We start from the raw sequence: 18,851 nt of genomic DNA on the forward strand, positions 1-18,851 counted from the left end.
GGGGACGCCCAAGTCGTAGGAGACACCACCCGCATGCGGAAGATACTCGTCGTCGGAGCCGGCCAGTCCGGACTCCAGCTCGCCCTCGGCCTCCAGTCGCACGGGTACGAGGTCACCCTGATGTCGAACCGGACCGCGGACGAGATCCGCACCGGCCGTGTCATGTCGACGCAGTGCATGTTCGACACGGCACTCCAGCACGAGCGCGATCTCCAGCTGAACTTCTGGGAGTCCCAGGCCCCGAAGATCGAAGGACTCGGCGTCTCGGTCGCGGCTCCCGGCTCCTTCGACCCGGGCCCCTCGCAGCGCGCGATCGACTGGGTGGGCAAGCTCGACGGGTACGCGCAGTCGGTGGACCAGCGCGTGAAGATGGCCGGCTGGATGGAGACGTTCGCGCAGCGCGGCGGCCAGCTCGTCATCCATGGCGCGGCGGTCTCCGACCTCGACTTCTTCGCCCGTACGTACGACCTGGTGATGGTGTCCGCGGGCAAGGGCGAGCTGGTCGCCATGTTCGGCCGGGACGCCTCCCGTTCCCCGTACAAGGAGCCGCAGCGCGCGCTCGCCGTGTCGTACGTCCACGGCCTGGGCCCGCGCCCGGAGCACCCGGACTACGACGCGGTCCGCTGCAACCTGGTCCCCGGCGTCGGTGAACTCTTCGTCATGCCGACCCTCACCACCTCCGGCCGGGCCGACATCCTGTTCTGGGAGGGCATACCCGGCGGCCCGCTGGACGTCTTCCAGGGCGTCAAGGACCCGGCCGAACACCTCTCCCTGACCCTGGAACTCATGGAGCGGTTCACGCCGTGGGAGTACGCCCGGGCCACCAAGGTCGAACTGACCGATGCCCAGGGCACGTTGTCCGGCCGCTACGCCCCCACCGTCCGCAACCCGATCGGCCGCCTCCCCGGTGGCGGTCTGGTCCTGGGTGTCGCAGACGTCGTCGTCGCCAACGACCCGATCACCGGCCAGGGCTCCAACTCCGCCTCCAAGTGTGCCGCGGCCTATCTCACCTCGATCGTCGAGCACGGGGATCAGGAGTTCGACGAGGCCTGGATGCGTGCGACGTTCGACGGGTACTGGAGCACGGCTCAGCACGTGACGAAGTGGACGAACGCCATGCTGGGTGCTCCGCCGGAGCACGTCCTGAACCTCATCGGCGCGGCGGGTCAACTGCCGCCCGTCGCCGATCGCTTCGCGAACGGCTTCAACGACCCCAGCGACTTCGAGAACTTCTTCTACGAGCCGGAGAAGACAGGCGCCTACCTGGCCTCGGTCACCGGCGCCTGACGAGGTCACCGGCGCTTGACGAGGTCACCGGCGCCTGACGAGCTTCCGAACAGCGATTCAGCGGCGAGGCAGGGTCTGTTCGCACCAGATGATCTTGCCGGAGGTGGTGTGTCTGCTGCCCCAGCCCTGGGTGAGCTGGGCGACCAGCAGCAGGCCGCGGCCGCCCTCGTCGAAGGCCCGGGCCCGGCGCAGATGGGGCGCTGAGCTGCTGGCGTCCGAGACCTCACAGATCAGTGTGCGGTCGCGGATCAGCCGCAGCTGGATCGGGGGAACTCCGTAGCGGATGGCGTTGGTGACCAGCTCGCTGACCACGAGTTCGGTGATGAACTCCATGTCCGTGAGTCCCCAGGCGTCGAGCTGGTCGGTGGCGAGCGTCCGGGCATGGGCGACTTGGGCCGGGTCGGGGAGGATGTCCCAGGTGGCGACCTGATCCGGGGACAGGGCTCCGGTTCGCGCGAGGAGAAGGGCGACGTCGTCGGACGGCAGGCCCCCGAGCAGGCGGTCGATCACCGTGTCGCAGGCGTCTTCCAGCGACGTCACCGGCGCCCCCAGCGCCTGGGTCAGCTCGGAGAGGCCATGGTCGATGTCGCGGTCGCGGGATTCGATCAGACCGTCGGTGAACAGGGCGAGGACGCTGCCCGCGGCCAGGTGCAGCTCGGTGGTCTCGAAGGGCAGGCCACCGACGCCGAGCGGGGGGCCGATGGGCCCGGTCACAGGGGCCGGGGCACCGTCGGGGGTCACCAGGACGGGCAGGGGGTGACCGGCAGTGGCCATGGTGCAGGAGCGGGAGATGGGGTCGTAGACGGCGTACAGGCACGTGGCTCCCAGGTCGCCGATCGCAGCCACGTCACCTTCGGCGATGCCGGGCTGTTCATCGCTGGTGAGGTGAATGACCAGGTCGTCCAGGTGCGTGAGGAGTTCGTCGGGCGGCAGGTCGACGTCGGCCAGGGTCCGTACGGCGGTGCGCAGCCGCCCCATGGTCGCGGAGGCGTGTATGCCGTGGCCGACGACGTCCCCGACGACGAGGGCGACCCGGGCGCCGGACAGCGGGATCACGTCGAACCAGTCGCCACCCACCCCGGCCTGTGAGCCCGCCGGCAGATAACGGGAGGCGGTCTCCACAGCCGGCTGCTCGGGGAGACGCTGTGGCAGCAGACTGCGCTGCAGGGTGAGCGCGGTGTCCCGCTCGCGGGTGTAACGCCGTGCGTTGTCTATGGCGACGGCGGTCTTGGCGGTCAGCTCCGCGGCGTAGGAAAGCTCGGTCTCGTCGAACGGTCCGGTAAAACGCGAGCGCCAGAAGGTGACGGTGCCCATCCGCATGCCACGGGCCTGCAGCGGAGCCGTGATCAGCGAATGGATGCCATGGTCCAGGATCCGCCCGGTCTGCTCCGGATCCTGGGACGGCCACGCAGGGGAAGTGCGCCGATCGGGCTCGACCGACGCGAGCCCGCTGCCGCAGCTGCGGGCCCGCGACGTGGACGGAGCCGAGGTGATCAGGGCGCCCGCCGGATCGAGCGGAGGGGTCGTGAGGACGCCTCCGGTGGCGACCCGGCGTACTTTCGCACCCCCGTCCCGCGGCTGCTCCTCGCCCTGCCAGGCGGACACGGCCAGGTCGACGGTGACGAAGTCGGCGAACCCGGGGACCACCACCTGCACCAGTTCCTGCGCGGTCCTACCCACGTCGAGGGTGGTGCCGATCGCCAGGCTGGCGCCGTACAGCAGCTTGAGGCGTCTGTGCGCCACCTCTGTCAGTTCGCGGCTCTCCTCCAGCGAGTTCCCCATGGTGTTGAACGCGACCTCGAGGTCGCCGATCTCGCCCGCACTCGTTTCGGGCATGCGCGCCGAGAACTCTCCTTCGGCGAGCCGGGCCGCAACGGCGGCCGCCCTGCGGACCGGCCCCACGATCGCCCGAGTCAGATATCCCGTGTAAGCGGCGACGAGGACGACCGACCCCCCGAGCCCGGCCGTCGCCGCCGCGATGGAAAACCGCACCCTGTCCTCGGCGATTTCCTCACGCGCCGCCAGGATGGAACGTGCGTCCCTCTCGAAACGGTCGAACTCAGCCCTCAAACCGTCGACCCGGTCCTTGCCTTCGGCCGTCGTCTCCACACTCCGTGCGGAGGGATCGTTCTGTTTTGCCGACTCGACGAGCGGGACCGAATAGTCCCGGATGAAGGACTCTCCGTCACGGGTGATCTGCACTGCCAGTTCCCTCAGCCCTGGAGGGTCGGTGACACGCACGAGTTCCCGTGCCTGCCCGGGAAAGTCGCGCCTGGCGGCTTCCCACGGCTCCAGGAAGCGGTCCTGCCGGGTGATGACGAAGCCGCGCTGGCCCGTCTCGACGTCAAGGACGAGCTTCTCGAGGCCGGTAGCCTCGACGAGCGCCGTCCGGATGCTCTTCCGCGCGTCCGTCGAGTCACGCATGTCCTCGATGGCCCACAGCAGCACGCCGAAGGCGAGGCCGATCAGCAGCGCGAGCAGGCCGCTCGCGACCGCCGTAAGGCGCGTCAGACCCCATCCAACGCGCGGCTTCGATCGGGTTGCGGTCATGATCCGCCTGTCGCTCAGCACAGCGTTTCGGTTTTCTCAGTCTAAGGCGGATTTGTCTGCCTTCCCGGGCGTCCGAGGTTCGCGCATTCTCTGCTCGGCGACCAGGCTGCGCCGCGGTCGGGCAGCGGCCGGTCCGGCTCGCCGGGGCTTGGCTCCGGGCCCCTCGCGGCCCGCGTCTGCAGGTCATCGCGGTCAGTGGGCGGACGCGCGGACAGGGCGCTGAGCTGAGGTGGATCCGCTGGTAGGAGCTTTGCAGAGCCGTGCATCGGTTCCTGTAGAGCTGTGCATCGGCTTCTGTAGAGCCGTGCATCGGTTTCTGTCAGCCGGAGAAGGCGGAGGCGTGCCCGGCTTCGGTGGCGGGGCCTGGGACTTCATCCCGGGGTGCGGGCGGCCTGCGGCCGATCGTGCAGCTTTCCGCGCCTCTGCAGGGGGGCACCGTTACCGTCGTGGGAACCTGACATGGCTCCCTGGGGGAGCCTTGGCGGGGTGTAGCTCCCCTGGGGCAGGGGAGGGCCCGGATCCGGCCGTACAGCCCCCAGCACCGGATTGGCCGCAATGGGCGAGACCTTGATCTTCGTTCCGGGCCGCGGAGCCTGTACCACCACCCCGTCGCCCAGGTAGAGGGCGACGTGAGTGGCCTCGGGGAAGTAGATCACCAGATCGCCGGGCCGCAGATCGCTCAGCGGGATGTGCGGCAGCCTGGCCCACTGCTCCTGGCTGGTCCGGGGGATGGGGCGGCCGGCACGCTCCCAGGCCTGTGAGGTGAGCCCCGAGCAGTCGTACGACGCCGGCCCCTCCGCACCCCACTCGTACGGCTTGCCGATCTGCTCGACGGCGTACCGCAGGGCCTCCTCACCCTCCCGCGAGGGCCGCCGCACACCGCTGCTGAGCGCACCGGAGGCCATGAACTTCTTCTGCGCCGCGGCCTCTCCCGACTTCTCGAACTCGGCCAGCTCGGCGAGCTGATCGACGGTCAGCGAGGCGAGCAGCTCCTCGACGTCCTCCAGTCGCCCGCGCACCTCGTCCCGCGCCTTCTTCTGACGCTCGGCAAGAGTGAGCTGACCGTCCAGCGCCCTGCGAGCCTCCCGTGCGAGACCGGCGATCCGCTTCTCGTTCCCCACCACCCGCTCCACGGTCTCGGCCCGCTCCAGCGAGAGCTGCCGGATCACATGTCCCTGGTCGAGCGCGTGCTGCGGATCCCGGGCGAGCAGAAGCCGTACGTACGAGGAGATCTCGGTCCTGCCCTGGTACTGCTGCCGCGCGAGCCGCCCCGCGGCGCCACGGCTGTCGTGCAGCGAGAGGCGGGCCTTGGCGAGGTTCCCGTCCAGCCGGACGATCTCGGCCCGCTGTCTCTTCAGTTTCTCCTCGGTCGCGTTGTACGTCTCGGTGGCGCGTTCCGCGTCCCGGTACAGCCGCTGAAGATCCGTCAGCAACTCGGCGACGGGCCGCGAACCGGGATCCGAGGGCGCGGGAACGGCAGACGCGGCCGGCGGGAACGCCAGCAGCGCCCCGGCGGTCGCCGTCGTCACGGCCGCCGTACAGCACAGACGCAGAAGCCTTCCTGACACGTCATCACCTCCGGTGCGGGGGTGGGCCGTCCACCTCTCACCGGAAGAATCGGGGGTGCGCATCCCGGGCGCGCGCCGGGTGGTCGGTTCGGCCGAAGAAGGTCACTCGTCGGCGTTGGCGCGCGGCGTGGCGTCCGGCTTGCCGCGAGATCTGGACCAGGGCCACGTGAGCCCCCGCTCCGCTCGCCCTTGAGGGTCGTATTCGTACCGCCACCCCAGATGCAGCCCGAGCCGCCCGCTCCGCCCCGCCTGCACGCGCCGGTAGACGAGCACGGTGGGTGGCCCACCGCCCGCGTCCGGAACCGGAACCCGATAGACCTTGGGCGGATGCCCGGTGGCCCCGAGCAGCACAGGCAGTACCCGCCCGTCCAGCGGCCCACCGACAAAGGGAGTGTCTTCGCTCTTCACCGCACCAGTGTCACAAAGCAGTCGTCACAGGAGCCGCGCGGCATCGCCGATCACGGGAAGCATCCGCCGCGCCAACGAGCCCACGACCCCGTCCACCGTCTCCCCGGCGAGCGCGCTCTTCACCACCGCGGCGGTCTGCGGATCCCGCCCCGCGGTGGCTGCGACCGTCACCACGAACTGCTCGACAAGCCAGTCCCGCAACTCGTCCAGCGGCGGTTCCTTCCCCTCGTCCAGCCAGATGAGGGAGGCGGCCTCCACGGCGGTGATCCACATCCGTACGGTCGTCCGCAGCTTCAGCCCAGGATCCCGCACCGCCAGATGATCAAGAATGTGCTGGGCGGCGGCCCGCCGAACCCCGTCCACGATCGCCGTGGTCCGAGACGTCTCCACGACACTCCCGCCCTGCAACAGGGCACTGAACCCGGCATCGTGCTGATCGACGAACGCCAGATACCGGTCGAGCGCCCGGGACAGCCGCTCCGTCAGTGCCCCCTCCGGGGGCTCCGCGAAGCAGTGCTCCAGCTCCTCAGCCGCGGACCTCAGCGCAGCCTCGTACAACTGCTGCTTCCCGCCCGGGAAGTACCGGTACACGAGCGGCCGCGACACCCCCGCGGCCTCCGCCACATCATCGAGCGACACCTCCTCGGGCGCCCGCTGCGCAAAGAGCGACAACGCCGCGTCGAGCAACTGACTACGCCGCTCCTCGACACTGAGCCGACGATAAGCGGGGGTGGGAGCCGCGGAGGTCATGCCGGGCAGCGTAACCGCCCCACCCTCGGCGGCAAGCGCCACTGGATGGATGTACCGGCTCCCCCTCCGGTGGCAAGCGCCACCGGGCGGACTCAGGCCAGCAACCCCGACGCCTTCCACAACCGCCGCCCGGCCCCCCGCAGCACCCCGATGTCATCGAGGAACTCGGTCAACCGCTTCGCCCCGGTCTGCATCACGTCCCGCCGATGCCCACTCGCCCTCACCTGGGCCACCGCCTCACGCTTGTCGAGCCCGACATTCGTATAGACCTCGGGATTGACGAACGCGACGGAGAAGATGCGGGCGAACTCGCCCGAGGTCACCCGGGTGAACTCCTGTTACCACCGAGGCGCCGTCACCATCTGCCGCCGCAACTCCTCCCGGGCGTAACGCACATGCCGCGCCTCCTCCACGACGTGGATACGCGTAACTCCTCGTACGAGCGTCTGCACCCGCTCGTCCGGGAACGTCAACCGCTGCATCCAGTCAAGGATCTCCTCACCGAGCAGCGTCGCGGTGAAGGACCCCGGAGTGGTCGAGACGGTTTTGAACAAGCGCCCGAGATTGTTGTGCAGGCGCCTCACCGGGTAGTGCGGCGTCCCGCCCCGCGTGATCAGCCGAGCGAACATCTTCGAGTGCCGGCACTCGTCCTCGATCTCGGTCAGCGCGTACCGCACATGCGCACTGGTCGCGGCTTTGTCATAGATGTGCCGCACAAGCAGCTGCATCAAGATGATCTCGAACCAGATCCCCAGCGACGCCAGCGCCGCAGCCTCATGCCGCGACAGGGCGATCCGCTGTTCCTCGCCCATCCGCCGCCACAACGGGGTGTCGTAGAGCGAAACCAGCTCCGGAGGCCAGAACCACTTGCCGTCCTCGAACGGCGCGTCCCAGTCCAGCTCCTTGTCCGGGTCGAAGGAGTGCTTGGCGGAGGAGTCGAGCAGCCGCTCGGCCACCTGCTCCCGGTCCTTGAGCAGACCGAGTGCGTCGCGCAGACCATCGATTCCGCCTTCGGTCATCGCTGTCCCCACCCCATCCACATCCACATCCAAGTCGTGCCGGATCTCCAGGAGTTACCGGCGGTCACAACTTATGAGACTGCGTGTCAGCAAGTCCGTCAATACCTCTCCCCCGAGATGTTGACGACACGCCTGCCCCGGATGAACCAGCGCTCGCGGACCGCGGAGCGGACATGGCAAGGCCGGCCCGTGGAAGGAAGCCACCACGAGCCGGCCGGGTAATTCACGTCACCGCGCGCGCCGGGTGCTGTCGACGACCTGCTCGCCACCGCCGTCGCTGCCGCTGCCGGCGGAGCGCGACTGGTCGATGTCCACGCTCTTGCCGCAACGGTTGTTGTTCGCCTCCTGGTCGCTGGAGGTCGTGGGCGAGCCACCCTCGCCACCCGTGGCGGTGCCGTCCTCGGAAGGAGTGCTGGTCCCCGTGCCACCGGCACCGGTCTCGCCGCCCGCGCCACCAAGTCCCAGGCTCCCGAGGAGCTCCCCGAGGAGCCCGCTGCCGCCGGGCGCGGCGACGAGACTCAGGTTGACGGGGTTGTTGCAGAAGGTCGACACGGGGGCAGTCGTGTCGTGCGGCGCGGCCACCGCCTGCCCGCCGAGCCCGAAAGGCCCGAGCGTGAGCACACACACGGCGGCGAAACGGTAGGTCAACTTCATCGGTCCTGCCTTACGTCGAGCGGTCGTCTGGCCTGCCGTCCAGAGGGACGGACACCGCAGTCTTGGCGCCCCGGCAGGTGCGCAGACCCGGCCGCATCGCACATGCGGTCCCGATTCACCCCTATGCCACGCAGGAATACGCAATACAGCCCTGCAGGGAGCGGCAGAACATCAGGCCCGCTGGAGCACCCAACGGGTAGCCCCTGCCCCTGCGCGCCGCAGGAATACGCAATACAGCCCTGCAGGGAGCGGCAGAACATCAGGCCCTCTGGAGCACCCAACGGGTAGCCCCTGCCCCTGCGCGCCGTCGGCTGGGAAGACACCGCACCCCGTTCTCGCGATCCGAGCGTCACCACCGGCCGCTCAGAGCCCGAGCACCGCCTCCATCACCGCCTTCGCGATCGGAGCGGCATCCCCGCCCCCACTGATGTCTCCCCGTTCGGCCGCCGCATCCTCGACGACGACCGCGACGGCCACCGACGCCCCCATGGAGTCGGCGGGCTCGGCCCAGGAGATGAACCAGGCGTACGGGGTACCGGCGTTGCCGATGCCGTGCTGGGCGGTGCCGGTCTTGCCGCCGACGGTGGCGCCGGGGATGGCGGCGTTCGTGCCGGTGCCCTCTGTCACCACGTCCGTCATCAGCTCACGCAACCGCAGCGCGGTGGAGGGATTCATCGCCTGATGCAGGGTCCTGGGCCCGGTGGTGGACACCGTGGCGCCACCCCGGGTCATCGTCTTCGCCACGAGATAAGGCGACTTGACGGCCCCGCCCCCGGCCACGGCCGCCGAGATCATCGCCATCTGAAGGGGCGTGGCCCGGGTGTCGAACTGCCCGATGGAGGACAGCGCCAGCTGCGCACGGTCCAACCGCGTATCGAAGTTGGACGGCGCGACAGCGAACGGAATCCTCAACTTCGGGTCGTTGAAACCGAAGTTCGCCGCTGAGCGTGTCATGTTCTCCAGCCCCACATCCACGCCCAGCTTCGCGAAGACGGTGTTGCAGGACCACTCGAACGCATACCGCAGGGAAGCGTTCTCACAGCCCTCGATCTCGTTCGTGAGCGTCGTCGTCGTACCCGGCAGCGTGTACGGGTTCGGTGAGTCGGTCGGCATGTCGACATCCGTCACCACACCCGCGTCCAGCGCCGCCGCGGCCGTCACCACCTTGAACGTCGACCCTGGCGGATACGTCTGCCGGATCGCCCGGTTGAGCATCGGCTTGCTCTCGTCCCCGTTCAGCCGCGCCCAGGCCTCCGCCACCGCCGGGCCCGTCCCGGACAGCACCTCGGGGTCGTACGACGGAGTCGACACCAGCGCGAGGATCTTCCCGGTCGATGGCTCGATCGCGGCCACCGCGCCCCGCCGCGAGCCGAGCCCTTCGTACGCCGCCAGCTGCGCGGCCGGGTCGAGCGTGGTGGCGACCTTGCCGCCGGGGTTCTGGGAGCGCGTGAAGTCGTTCCACAGGGGGAACGGGGCGAGCATCGGGTCGCTGCCGGAGAGGATGCCGTCTTCGGCGCCCTCCAGGAACTCGGTCCCGTACACCTGCGAGGCGAAGCCGGTGACCGGCGCGTACAGCGGCCCGTTCTTGTACGTCCGTTCATAGCGGAGCTGCTCGCCGCTGTCCTTGGAGCCGGTGACGGGCCTGCCGCCAACCAGCACGTCACCGCGCGGCTGCCCGTAACGGGCGATCGGCTGGCGGCGGTTGGCGGGGTTGTCGTCGTACGAACGGGCCTGGAAGACCTGGACGCGGGTGGCGTTGACAAGGAGAGCCACCAGCAGCACAGCACACAGAGCCGCAGCTCTACGGATGTAACGCGTCACAACGCAACGACCTCCGGAAGACGCACCTGCAGACCCACCTGCAGACCCACCTGAAGACCCACCTGAAGCCGCATCCGAAGGCCCACCTGAAGGCCCACCTGAAGGCCCACCTGAAGTCGCACTCGAAATTGCTCTCGAAGTGGCGACCGAAGACGTACTCGAAGGTGCATCCGAAGACGCCCCCGACGATTCACGGCGTCCCCGTCCCGTCGTACTGACTCCGTGCCGAGTCGCTGATCCGGATCAGCAGCGCCACGATGATCCAGTTGGTGACGACCGAGGAGCCGCCCTGCGCGAGGAACGGCATCGCCATGCCGGTGAGCGGGATCAGACCGGTGACCCCGCCCGCGATGACGAAGACCTGGAGCGCCACGATCGACGCGAGCCCGATGGCGAGGAGCCGTCCGAAGGGGTCGCGCAGGGAGAGGCCGGCCCGGTAGCCGCGCTCGACGAGAAGGGCGTACAGCAGAAAGATCGCGGACAGACCGATCAGGCCCAGCTCCTCACCCGCCGTCGCCAGGATGAAGTCCGACTTGGCGGCGAAGCCGATGAGGATGGAGTGGCCGAGCCCGAGCCCTGTGCCGAGCATCCCCCCGGCGGCGAACGCGAAGAGGGACTGGGCGAGCTGGTTGGGTCCCTCGCCCGCCTCGATCGAGGCGAAGGGGCTCAGCCAGTCCTGCACCCGGCTGTGGACGTGCGGTTCGAGCCAGCCGACGGCCACCGCGCCCACGCAGGCGAGCAGCAGGCCCACCGCGATCCAGCCGGTGCGGCCGGTGGCGACGTACAGCAGGATCACGAACAGGCCGAAGAACAGCAGCGACGTGCCCAGGTCCCGTTCAAGGACCAGCACACCCACACTCAGCAGCCAGATCGCGACGATCGGGCCGAGGACGCGCCCGGTGGGGAGCTGGAGCCGCTTGAACCGCCAGATCTGGCGGCCGGTGTACGCGAGCGCGTTGCGGTTGGCGGCGAGGTAGCCGGCGAAGAAGAGCGCGAGCAGTACCTTCGCGAACTCGCCCGGCTGGATGGAGAATCCGGCGATCCGGATCCAGATGCGGGCGCCGTTCACGGCCGGGAAGAAGATCGGCAGGGTGAGCAGGACGAGTGCGGTGACGACGGAGACGTACGTGTAGCGCTGCAGGACACGGTGGTCGCGCAGGAAGAGCACGACCGCGGTGAAGAGCGCGACGCCGAGCGTCGACCAGATGAGCTGGGCGGGAGCCGCCTGGTCGCGGGGGGTCTCCAGGTCGAGCCGGTAGATCAGCACCAGACCGAGGCCGTTGAGGAGTACGGCGATGGGCAGCAGCAGCGGATCCGCGTACGGCGCCCGGAAGCGCACCGCGAAGTGCGCGAGGAGGGCGAGCACGCCGAGCCCGGCGCCGTAACCGGCGGCGCCGGGCGGGACGGTGCCGTTCTTCGCGAGACCGACAGCGCAGTAGCCGTACACGCAGAGCAGGACGGCCAGGACGATGAGGGTGAACTCGATGCCACGGCGCCTGGGCAGGCGTACAGCGGGGGCGGGCGGGTCCGCCGCCACAGTCGTTCCGGACATTCCGGGCTGGATCATGTCCGGAACGTAGCAAGCGGCGATCCTGATGTCCCGTCATGGAGTGATAAACGGGCTGATCCGGTGTACGTTGCGCGCTTCACGTACCTTGCGCACCTTGTGGAGGGGGCGCTCAGCACCAGCGAGGCGCCGGGCCGATGTTGTCGATGTAGCGCGCGGCGCCCCACGCCCAGGTGCCGTCGGTGAGCTGGTACCAGAGGCGGTTGCCGTCGACGGACTGACCGGAGGTCTTGCAGAAGATGTGCACGACCTCGCCGTACCTCGCGACGCGCAGTACTCGGCTGCCACGGTTCGGGGCGGTGCGCAGGGCCAGCCCGCCGCGGGCGTTGACGCGGCCCTTGTAGCGGCGGGGGTTGTTGTCGCGGCCGTCGTCCCGGCCGTTCTCCCATTCGCGGCCTTCGTCGTCCCTGTCGCCGTCGTCCCGTCCGGAGTCGCCGTTGTCCCAGTCGCGGCTCTCGCCGCTCCCGGGGTCCCAGTCTTCGTCGGCGAGGGCGGGGGTGGCGCCGGCGAGCGCGATGAGGCTGCCGGCGGCGAGAGTTATGGCGAGACGGGTGTACGTCGACCGCAGGGGCTTGGGGGACATGGGGACTCCTCCAGGAGGGGGGCGAAACTGACTAATCGCCACATTAGGAGGGGGTCGGGGTGCGCGCAGTTCACGATGCGCCATCGGGGCGCCGGGGGAGCGCGGAGCCTTCTCGGCCGTCGGGGTGCCCCTTAGGGCCATCGGAGTGAGGGGGCCGTGGGGCCGTGGGACTGAGGGGCCGAGGGGCCGAGGGGCCGTGGGGCCGTGGGGCCGTGGGGCTGAGGGGCTGAGGGGCTGAGGGGCCTGAGGGAGCGTCAGGGCTGCTGTTGCCACCGCTCCGCCGTCGGCAGCGTCAGGGTCGCGGTTGCTCCGTCGTCGGGAGCGCCAGGGTCGCCACCGCCCCGCCGTCCGGAGCGTTGGCGAACGCCAGCCGCGCACCCAGCACCTCCGCCTGGCCGAGCGCGATCGTCAGCCCGAGGCCATGCCCCTTCGCACCGCCCTCCGTACGGAACCGCTGCGGCCCGTGCTCCAGGAGGTACTTCGGATAGCCGTCACCGTGGTCCCGCACGGTGACGACAGGGCCGTCGACCGTCAGCACCACGGGCCCCCGCCCATGCTTGTGCGCGTTGGCCACCAGGTTCCCGAGCACCCGCTCCAGCCGGCGCCGGTCGGTCTCCACGCGCGCCTCCCGCACGACCCGTACCTCGGTCGGGGCCCCCGACGCCCGCACCACCCGCTCGGCCAGCGGAACCAGCGGTTCCCAGTCCAGGTCGAGGCGCTCGCTCCGCGTGTCGAGGCGGGAGATCTCCAGCAGGTCCTCGGTGAGGGTGCGCAGCGCGGCGACCCGGTCGCGGACCAGCTCGGTCGGGCGCCCCGGCGGCAGCAGTTCGGCCGCCGCGTGCAGCCCGGTCAGCGGGGTACGCAGCTCGTGCGCCACATCTGCGGTGAACCGCTGCTCGCTCAGCAGCTTGCCCTGCAGCGACGACGCCATGGAGTCGAGGGCCGCGGCGACGGCGGCCACCTCGTCCTGGCGGCGGGCGGGGGCCGGCGTTCGAGGGACTGTGCCCGCAGGACGGCCGGTCGTGCCGACAGGGCCGCCGACGGTACGAGGGTCTGCGACGGCGCGGGGGTCCATGACCGGGCGGAGGTCCACGACCGGGCGGAGGTCCACGACCGTGCGGGGGTCTGGGGCGGCGCGAGGGTCCATGACCGTACGGGGGTCCACGACCGTACGGGGATCGTTGACGCGTGCGTCCAGGTCGCCCGCGCTGATCCGCCGCGCGACCCGCGCCGTCGCGTGCAGCCGCCGTGTCACCCGGGTCATCGCGAACGCTCCCACCAGCAGCGTCGCCCCGATCGCCAGCGCCGAGGACCAGACGATCGCGCGGTCCAGCGCCTCGATGGCGTGGGCGCCCTGTGAGTAGTCGAACTTGACGGCGAGCGCCCGCCCTCCGTCGGCCGGCCCGGCCGCCCACATCGTGGGGCGCCGGTCCTGGTCGTCGCCGACCATCGTGCCGCGCCGCCCGTCCGCCGCCAGCTCGCGCAACTGTTCCGGCAGTCCCGGGAGACCGATGCCCGTGCCCGGAGGAAGCCGGTCTCCCGCCTCGTACGCCGTCGTCGCCTCGGTGAGCCGGTCGAGCGCACGCTCACGCGCCTCACCGACGGTCTGGTCGGTCACCGAGACGTGCACGAGGATGCCGAGGAGGGCGGCGAGGCCGCAGCACATCACCGTGATGAAGGCGGCGGCCTTCCAGGTGAGGGTGGCGGTCCACTGGGGGAGGCGCTGGAGCAGGTACCGAAGGGGGCGTCTCATGAGGCGCTCGGGGAGGCACTCGGCGTCGAGGTGGGAGTGGATTCGGATGTCGGGGTGGAGTCGGACGTGGGAGTGGAGGTGGAGGCGGACGTGGACGTAGGGGCGGAGGTGGTCGTGGGGGCGGAGGTGGGGGTGGAGTCGCCGATCCGCAGGATCTCGTCGCGCGTCGCCAGCATCGCGTGCTGGTGCGTGTCCCAGGACCAGACCGTGCGGTACTCGTAGCCGGGCAGGGTGGAGGCGGCCCGGACGATCAGGTCGCGGCCCGCGAACTCGACGCCGATCACGGCGTCCGTGGTGTTCATGACCTGGACCAGTTGGTGCTTCTCGAAGGTGTAGACCCGCACGGTCAACTGGTCCCCGAGCAGCGTGAAGCCCAGGATGAGGTCGTCCTTCCCGTCGCCGGTGAGATCGCGGTAGTACGGCTGGAGGACCGGACAGTCCTTGCCCCGCGCGCTTGACGCGTTCCCGCAGTCGCCGAGCCGCTCGGCGGTCTCCGGATACATCGCGGTCCGGCCGGTGTACTCGTCCGGATGGGCGGCGACCTGCGCCCTGAGCACCGCGACAGGATCCACTTGGTGGATGTCGTCGTTCGCGATCTCGATGCCCTTGACGATCTCGGTGTCGGCCTCGCCGTAGTCGAGCGCGGGCGTCGTGGCGGGCGCCAGCGTCGGCCACAGCCGGGACGGGCCCACGGCGGTGGGTGTCTCGCCGGCTCCGCGCAGCTCACCCTGGTCCCCGCAGCCGGCCAGTGCGAGCAGCGGGACCGCGGCGAGCAGGACGAAAGCCCTGGGCAAGCGGCGGGCCGTGGTTACGCGGCGGTCCTGGGTCACTGAGCTCCTGCGAGGAGGATGGGAGGCGAGAGGCTCGCCCGCACACCTTATTGGTGGGGAAGTACTTTTATTCGCCAGAGAGCCCTTTTTGTCCAGCCCTCGGCCCTCGGCCCTCAGCTCTACGCCCCAGCTTGCAGCCTCAGCCTCACCTCCCAGCTCTCAGGGCTCCGCCAGTTCCTCAAGAAGCCGGGCCGTGCTGAGCCCGGCCCGCAGATATTCCACGAACAGCTCGTTGTGCAGCGCCCACGGCGAGCGCCGGCTCCGTATCAGCCGTATCGACTCGTCCGCGCTGTGTCCGGCGCGCATGAGCGCGTGTCCGACCACGAGCCCGGAGCAGTTGTAGCCGTGAAAACAGCGGACCAGTACCCGGCGCCCGTCCTCCAGCGCGTCGTCGGCGGCCTGCGCGAGACGTATGACGCCCGCAAGCTGCGTACCGTCGAGAGGCCCGTCGGGGACCGGCCACACGTGGTGCTCGACGCCCGGGTCCGGCCCGTGCCCCGGAAGCCGCAACAGGGTCAGGACCAGGTCGAACTCATCGTGTACGACGGCGAGCTCCGGATCGCCGGACCGCCCCGCGAACGAGTGCCCGCCCATCCACAGGCCGGGCACGATCTCGTTCCACGGGCTGTCCGGGGCCGGCACATCCGATGGTCTTCTGCGGGTCCGCAACGACGCCTCCCACCAGCTCCCCCAACTGCTCACAAAGGTAACCGGGTTCTTGCCCCTGGAGCACCCCGCCTGTTCCCATGGTCATGGGGTGATGGTGCATGAACGGACTGCGCGTCATACCGACCTGGCGGCACGGCCAGGAGCGGCTGTACGTCTGTCTGACGGACGGGAGGAACGTCGCCTGGTACGACAGGGAGTCGGCCAGGGTCAACCTGCTCAGCGAGGACCGCAGAAAGGACGTGCTCGACGCGCTCGGCCCGTTCCTGACCGGCCCGGTGACGGTGGGGCCGCCGCCGGTACCCACTCCGGCGGAGCTGGCCAGACTCACCCTTCACCCGGACGACGACCTGGCACCGAACCGCCCCGGCGAGGCGCTGGTGATCGCCCTCGACCGCGACCCGGGCCCGGCACACCGTCTCCGCCCCGACCCGCGGCGCCGCGCGCTCGCCGCCGAGCAGGCCGTGGGGGAGGCCCTCGACCATCTGGAGGGCGCGGGCTGGCACACCCTGCACTCACTCCCGCTCCCCGGCGGCGACCGCCTGCACCATCTGGTCATCGGCCCCGGCGGCCTCTTCTCCGTACACACCCTGTACGCCCGGAAGCAGCGCGTCCTGGTGGCCGACCCGATGGTCACCGTCGGCCGCCGCGAGCCGCACCCCCTGCTCCGCCGCGTCCGTGCGGACGCCGACCGCGCCTCGTACGCCCTCACGGCCGAGGTCCACGCCGTCCTCGCAGTCGCGGGCCCGGCCACCCTGCACATCGCCGCCCCGCTCCGCGACCTCCGCATCCTCCAGGACACAGACCTCGTGACCCTGTCCCGGCTGGGCGGGGTCCTGAAACCGGCGGACGTGGAGGCGCTGCACGCGATGGCGCGTGACCGGCACACGTGGACAAGGGTGTGAGCGCGGCAAGGGTCTTGCCGCCCCACTGCACCCACCTGCTGGGGCGGCGCTCTTCAGCCCCGGCCGTGGGAGGTTTTCCAGCCCGTCCGGCGTTTGAGGACGAGGCCGTTCAGGCCGAAGCGGGGGTCGGGGGCGGCAGCCCCCAGGAGCAAGGGACGGGTAAGGGCGTAGGGGGCGAAAAACGCACTCCATTCACGCCTCCGGCAGAGCGCAGGCCTGACCGGGATCGAGCAGCGGCCCCAGCAGATCCCCGTACTCCTCCACCCGCGCAGCGATGTCCGGAGCCTGAAACGCCAGTTGGGAAACGGAACGGCACGAGGAGACCTCCTCCCACGTAACCGGCGCCGACACCGTCGGCTCCGCCCGCGCCCGCAGCGTGTACGGAGCCGCCGTGGTCTTCCGCGCAGCGTTCTGGCTCCAGTCCACGAACACCTTCCCCGCCCGCAGCGTCCGCGTCATCCGGTGCACAACAAGCCCCGGCATCACCTTCTCCGCCTCCACGGCCAGCCCCTTGGCGTACTCGGTCACCCGCCCGGAGGGAGTCGGCTCCAGGCCCGCCAACAGATGCAGCCCCTTCGACCCGGACGTCTTCGCGTACGCCTCGATCCCGTCCGCGGCCAGCCGCTCCCGCAGCCACAGCGCGACCTCGCAGCACTCGACGACGGTCGCGGGCGCCCCCGGGTCGAGATCGAAGACCAGCCGGTCCGCGTCGCCGGGCGTCCCGATGAGCCATTGGGGTGTGTGGAACTCGGTGACGAGGTTCGCCGCCCACATCAGACTCGCCAGATCCTGGACCAGCACCATCCGCGCCGGCCCCTCCGACCGCGGCACCTCGGCGGTGGTGACCCAGTCGGGCGTACCCGGCGGCACGTTTTTGGCGAAGAACACCTGGCCGTCGGGCCCGTCCGGATAACGCAGGAAGGACACCGGCCGGTCCCTGAGGTGAGGCAGCAGTACCTCGGCGGCCGTCGCGTAGTAGTGCAGCACCTCGCCTTTGGTGAAGCCGGTCGCCGGATAGAGGACCTTCTCCAGATTGCTCAGCGCGAGCCTTCGCCCCTCCACCACGGTGATCGGCGTCATACGATGACAATCTCACCGAACAGTAGGAAATATCACGAAACCATCTGAAATCATCTGAGACCATCCACCCTCCTCCCCCTGAAACGGTCTACACCCGAGTGGAAGGTGCTGCACGTGCGATCCATATGGAACGGCGCCATCTCCTTCGGCCTGGTCAGCATTCCGATCAAGCTCGTGAACGCAACGGAGAGCCACTCGGTCTCCTTCCGCCAGATTCACCTCGACGACGGCGGCCGCATTCGCTACCGCAAGTTCTGCGAGGTGGAGGACCGCGAGGTCACGACCGGGGAGATCGGCAAGGCGTATGAGGACGCGGACGGCACACTGATCCCGATCACGGACGAGGATCTGGCCCAGCTGCCCATCCCGACCGCCAAGACGATCGAGATCGTGGCCTTCGTACCGGCCGACCGGATCGACCCGCTCCAGATGGACACGGCGTACTACCTGTCCGCGAACGGCGTCCCCGCCGCCAAGCCGTACACCCTCCTGCGCGAGGCCCTGAAACGCAGCCAGAAGGTCGCCATCGCCAAGTTCGCCCTGCGAGGCCGGGAACGCCTGGGCATGCTCCGCGTCGTCGACGACGTCATCGCCATGCACGGCCTGCTCTGGCCGGACGAGATCCGCGCCCCCCAGGACGTGGCCCCGGACACCGCCGTCACCGTCCGGGACAAGGAACTGGACCTGGCGGACGCTCTGATGGACACCCTCGGCGAGGTCGATCTCGAAGACCTGCACGACGACTACCGCGAGGCCGTCGACGAACTCATCGCGGCCAAGGCCTCCGGCGTGGAGGCCCCCGCCGCCCCCACCGGCGAGAAGACCGGTGGCAAGGTGCTCGACCTGATGGCCGCCCTGGAGAAGAGCGTGCGCGCGGCCAAGGAATCACGGGGCGAGAGCGAGGAAGCCACCGAGACCGGCGAAGCCGCCGAAGTCACCCGGCTCGCGGCCCGCTCGGCCCCCAAGGAAGTCGGCGGAAAGAAGTCGACGGCGAAGAAGCCGGCAGCGAAGAAGACCACGGCGAAAAAGACGACGACGAAGACGGCAACGAAGGCACCGTCGAAGACGACGTCGGCAACGAAGACGACGTCGGCAACGAAGACGACGTCGGCAACGAAGGCGAAGACGACGACGAAGCAGCCGGCCACCAAGTCGACTGCCCAAGCTGCCGGAAAGAAGACGGCGGCGGCGAAGAAGACCACGGCGAAGAATCCCCCCGCGGCAAAGAAGGCGTCCCCCCGAAAGCGCACGTCGGCCTGAAGTCATGTGCGTCAGCTCAAAGCGTGCGGCGGCTCAAATCGTGCGTCCGCCCAAAGCGTGCGTGCGTCTGAAGGCAGGCGCCTCACCTCAAAGCGTGCGGCGGCTCAAATCGTGCGTCCGCCCAAAGCGTGCGTCCGTCTGAAGGCAGGC

General features: G+C 69.8%; 15 protein-coding genes and 1 pseudogene. 3 read left to right on the forward strand and 13 right to left on the reverse strand.

Going from position 1 to position 18,851, the window contains the following annotated elements; translation table 11 throughout:
* The first annotated feature begins 33 nt into the window (after window positions 1-33).
* A complete protein-coding gene (locus ACFYPC_RS02865; protein ID WP_388669612.1) occupies window positions 34-1,287 on the forward strand; it encodes a styrene monooxygenase/indole monooxygenase family protein in 1,254 nt (417 codons plus the stop codon).
* A 57-nt stretch (window positions 1,288-1,344) separates the two neighbouring features.
* Here ACFYPC_RS02865 and ACFYPC_RS02870 read toward each other — a convergent pair whose 3' ends face one another.
* The 12 genes and pseudogenes from ACFYPC_RS02870 to ACFYPC_RS02925 all read right to left on the reverse strand — a co-directional run bounded on the left by ACFYPC_RS02870 (window position 1,345) and on the right by ACFYPC_RS02925 (window position 15,459).
* A complete protein-coding gene (locus tag ACFYPC_RS02870) occupies window positions 1,345-3,837 on the reverse strand; it encodes a SpoIIE family protein phosphatase (RefSeq protein ID WP_388669615.1) in 2,493 nt (830 codons plus the stop codon).
* A 371-nt stretch (window positions 3,838-4,208) separates the two neighbouring features.
* The gene (locus ACFYPC_RS02875) at window positions 4,209-5,405 is read right to left on the reverse strand and encodes an NlpC/P60 family protein (protein ID WP_388669618.1); all 1,197 of its coding nucleotides are present in this window, start codon (window positions 5,403-5,405) and stop codon (window positions 4,209-4,211) included.
* A 102-nt stretch (window positions 5,406-5,507) separates the two neighbouring features.
* A complete protein-coding gene (locus ACFYPC_RS02880) occupies window positions 5,508-5,813 on the reverse strand; it encodes a hypothetical protein (protein WP_388669621.1) in 306 nt (101 codons plus the stop codon).
* A gap of 24 nt (window positions 5,814-5,837) precedes the next feature.
* Window positions 5,838-6,563 carry a TetR/AcrR family transcriptional regulator gene (locus ACFYPC_RS02885; protein WP_388669624.1) on the reverse strand — a complete coding sequence of 242 codons (726 nt, stop codon included), beginning with the start codon at window positions 6,561-6,563 and terminating at the stop codon, window positions 5,838-5,840.
* A 92-nt stretch (window positions 6,564-6,655) separates the two neighbouring features.
* Window positions 6,656-7,582: pseudogene (locus tag ACFYPC_RS02890) on the reverse strand (diiron oxygenase).
* A gap of 228 nt (window positions 7,583-7,810) precedes the next feature.
* A complete protein-coding gene (locus ACFYPC_RS02895) occupies window positions 7,811-8,236 on the reverse strand; it encodes a hypothetical protein (protein ID WP_388669627.1) in 426 nt (141 codons plus the stop codon).
* Between the two features lie 363 nt (window positions 8,237-8,599).
* Window positions 8,600-10,057, reverse strand: a complete 1,458-nt coding sequence (locus ACFYPC_RS02900) for a penicillin-binding transpeptidase domain-containing protein (RefSeq protein ID WP_388669630.1) — start codon at window positions 10,055-10,057, stop codon at window positions 8,600-8,602.
* A gap of 190 nt (window positions 10,058-10,247) precedes the next feature.
* A complete protein-coding gene (locus ACFYPC_RS02905; RefSeq protein WP_388669633.1) occupies window positions 10,248-11,624 on the reverse strand; it encodes an FtsW/RodA/SpoVE family cell cycle protein in 1,377 nt (458 codons plus the stop codon).
* Between the two features lie 112 nt (window positions 11,625-11,736).
* Window positions 11,737-12,207 carry an SH3 domain-containing protein gene (locus ACFYPC_RS02910; protein ID WP_388669636.1) on the reverse strand — a complete coding sequence of 157 codons (471 nt, stop codon included), beginning with the start codon at window positions 12,205-12,207 and terminating at the stop codon, window positions 11,737-11,739.
* Between the two features lie 292 nt (window positions 12,208-12,499).
* Window positions 12,500-13,960, reverse strand: a complete 1,461-nt coding sequence (locus ACFYPC_RS02915; protein ID WP_388669639.1) for an ATP-binding protein — start codon at window positions 13,958-13,960, stop codon at window positions 12,500-12,502.
* Window positions 13,957-14,790, reverse strand: a complete 834-nt coding sequence (locus ACFYPC_RS02920) for a hypothetical protein (RefSeq protein WP_388669642.1) — start codon at window positions 14,788-14,790, stop codon at window positions 13,957-13,959. Before ACFYPC_RS02920 ends, ACFYPC_RS02915 begins: the two co-directional genes overlap by 4 nt.
* Before the next feature lie 159 nt (window positions 14,791-14,949).
* Window positions 14,950-15,459: a protein phosphatase gene (locus tag ACFYPC_RS02925; RefSeq protein ID WP_388670042.1), complete on the reverse strand. Its 510-nt coding sequence runs from the start codon at window positions 15,457-15,459 to the stop codon at window positions 14,950-14,952.
* Between the two features lie 98 nt (window positions 15,460-15,557).
* Between ACFYPC_RS02925 and ACFYPC_RS02930 the strand changes: the two genes are divergently transcribed.
* Complete coding sequence (locus ACFYPC_RS02930) at window positions 15,558-16,361, forward strand: nuclease-related domain-containing protein (protein WP_388669645.1); 804 nt, start codon at window positions 15,558-15,560, stop codon at window positions 16,359-16,361.
* A 192-nt stretch (window positions 16,362-16,553) separates the two neighbouring features.
* Here the strand turns inward: ACFYPC_RS02930 and ligD are convergent, their stop codons facing one another.
* On the reverse strand, window positions 16,554-17,441 hold the full coding sequence (ligD, locus tag ACFYPC_RS02935; protein ID WP_388669648.1) for a non-homologous end-joining DNA ligase: 888 nt from the start codon (window positions 17,439-17,441) through the stop codon (window positions 16,554-16,556).
* 114 nt (window positions 17,442-17,555) lie between these two features.
* On the opposite strand from ligD, the gene ACFYPC_RS02940 reads away from it, so the two are divergent.
* Window positions 17,556-18,701 (forward strand): Ku protein, encoded by a 1,146-nt coding sequence (locus ACFYPC_RS02940; RefSeq protein WP_388669651.1) that lies wholly within the window; start codon window positions 17,556-17,558, stop codon window positions 18,699-18,701.
* Window positions 18,702-18,851 lie beyond the last annotated feature (150 nt).

Source organism: Streptomyces sp. NPDC005808 (genome assembly GCF_042871385.1).
Taxonomy (GTDB): domain Bacteria; phylum Actinomycetota; class Actinomycetes; order Streptomycetales; family Streptomycetaceae; genus Streptomyces.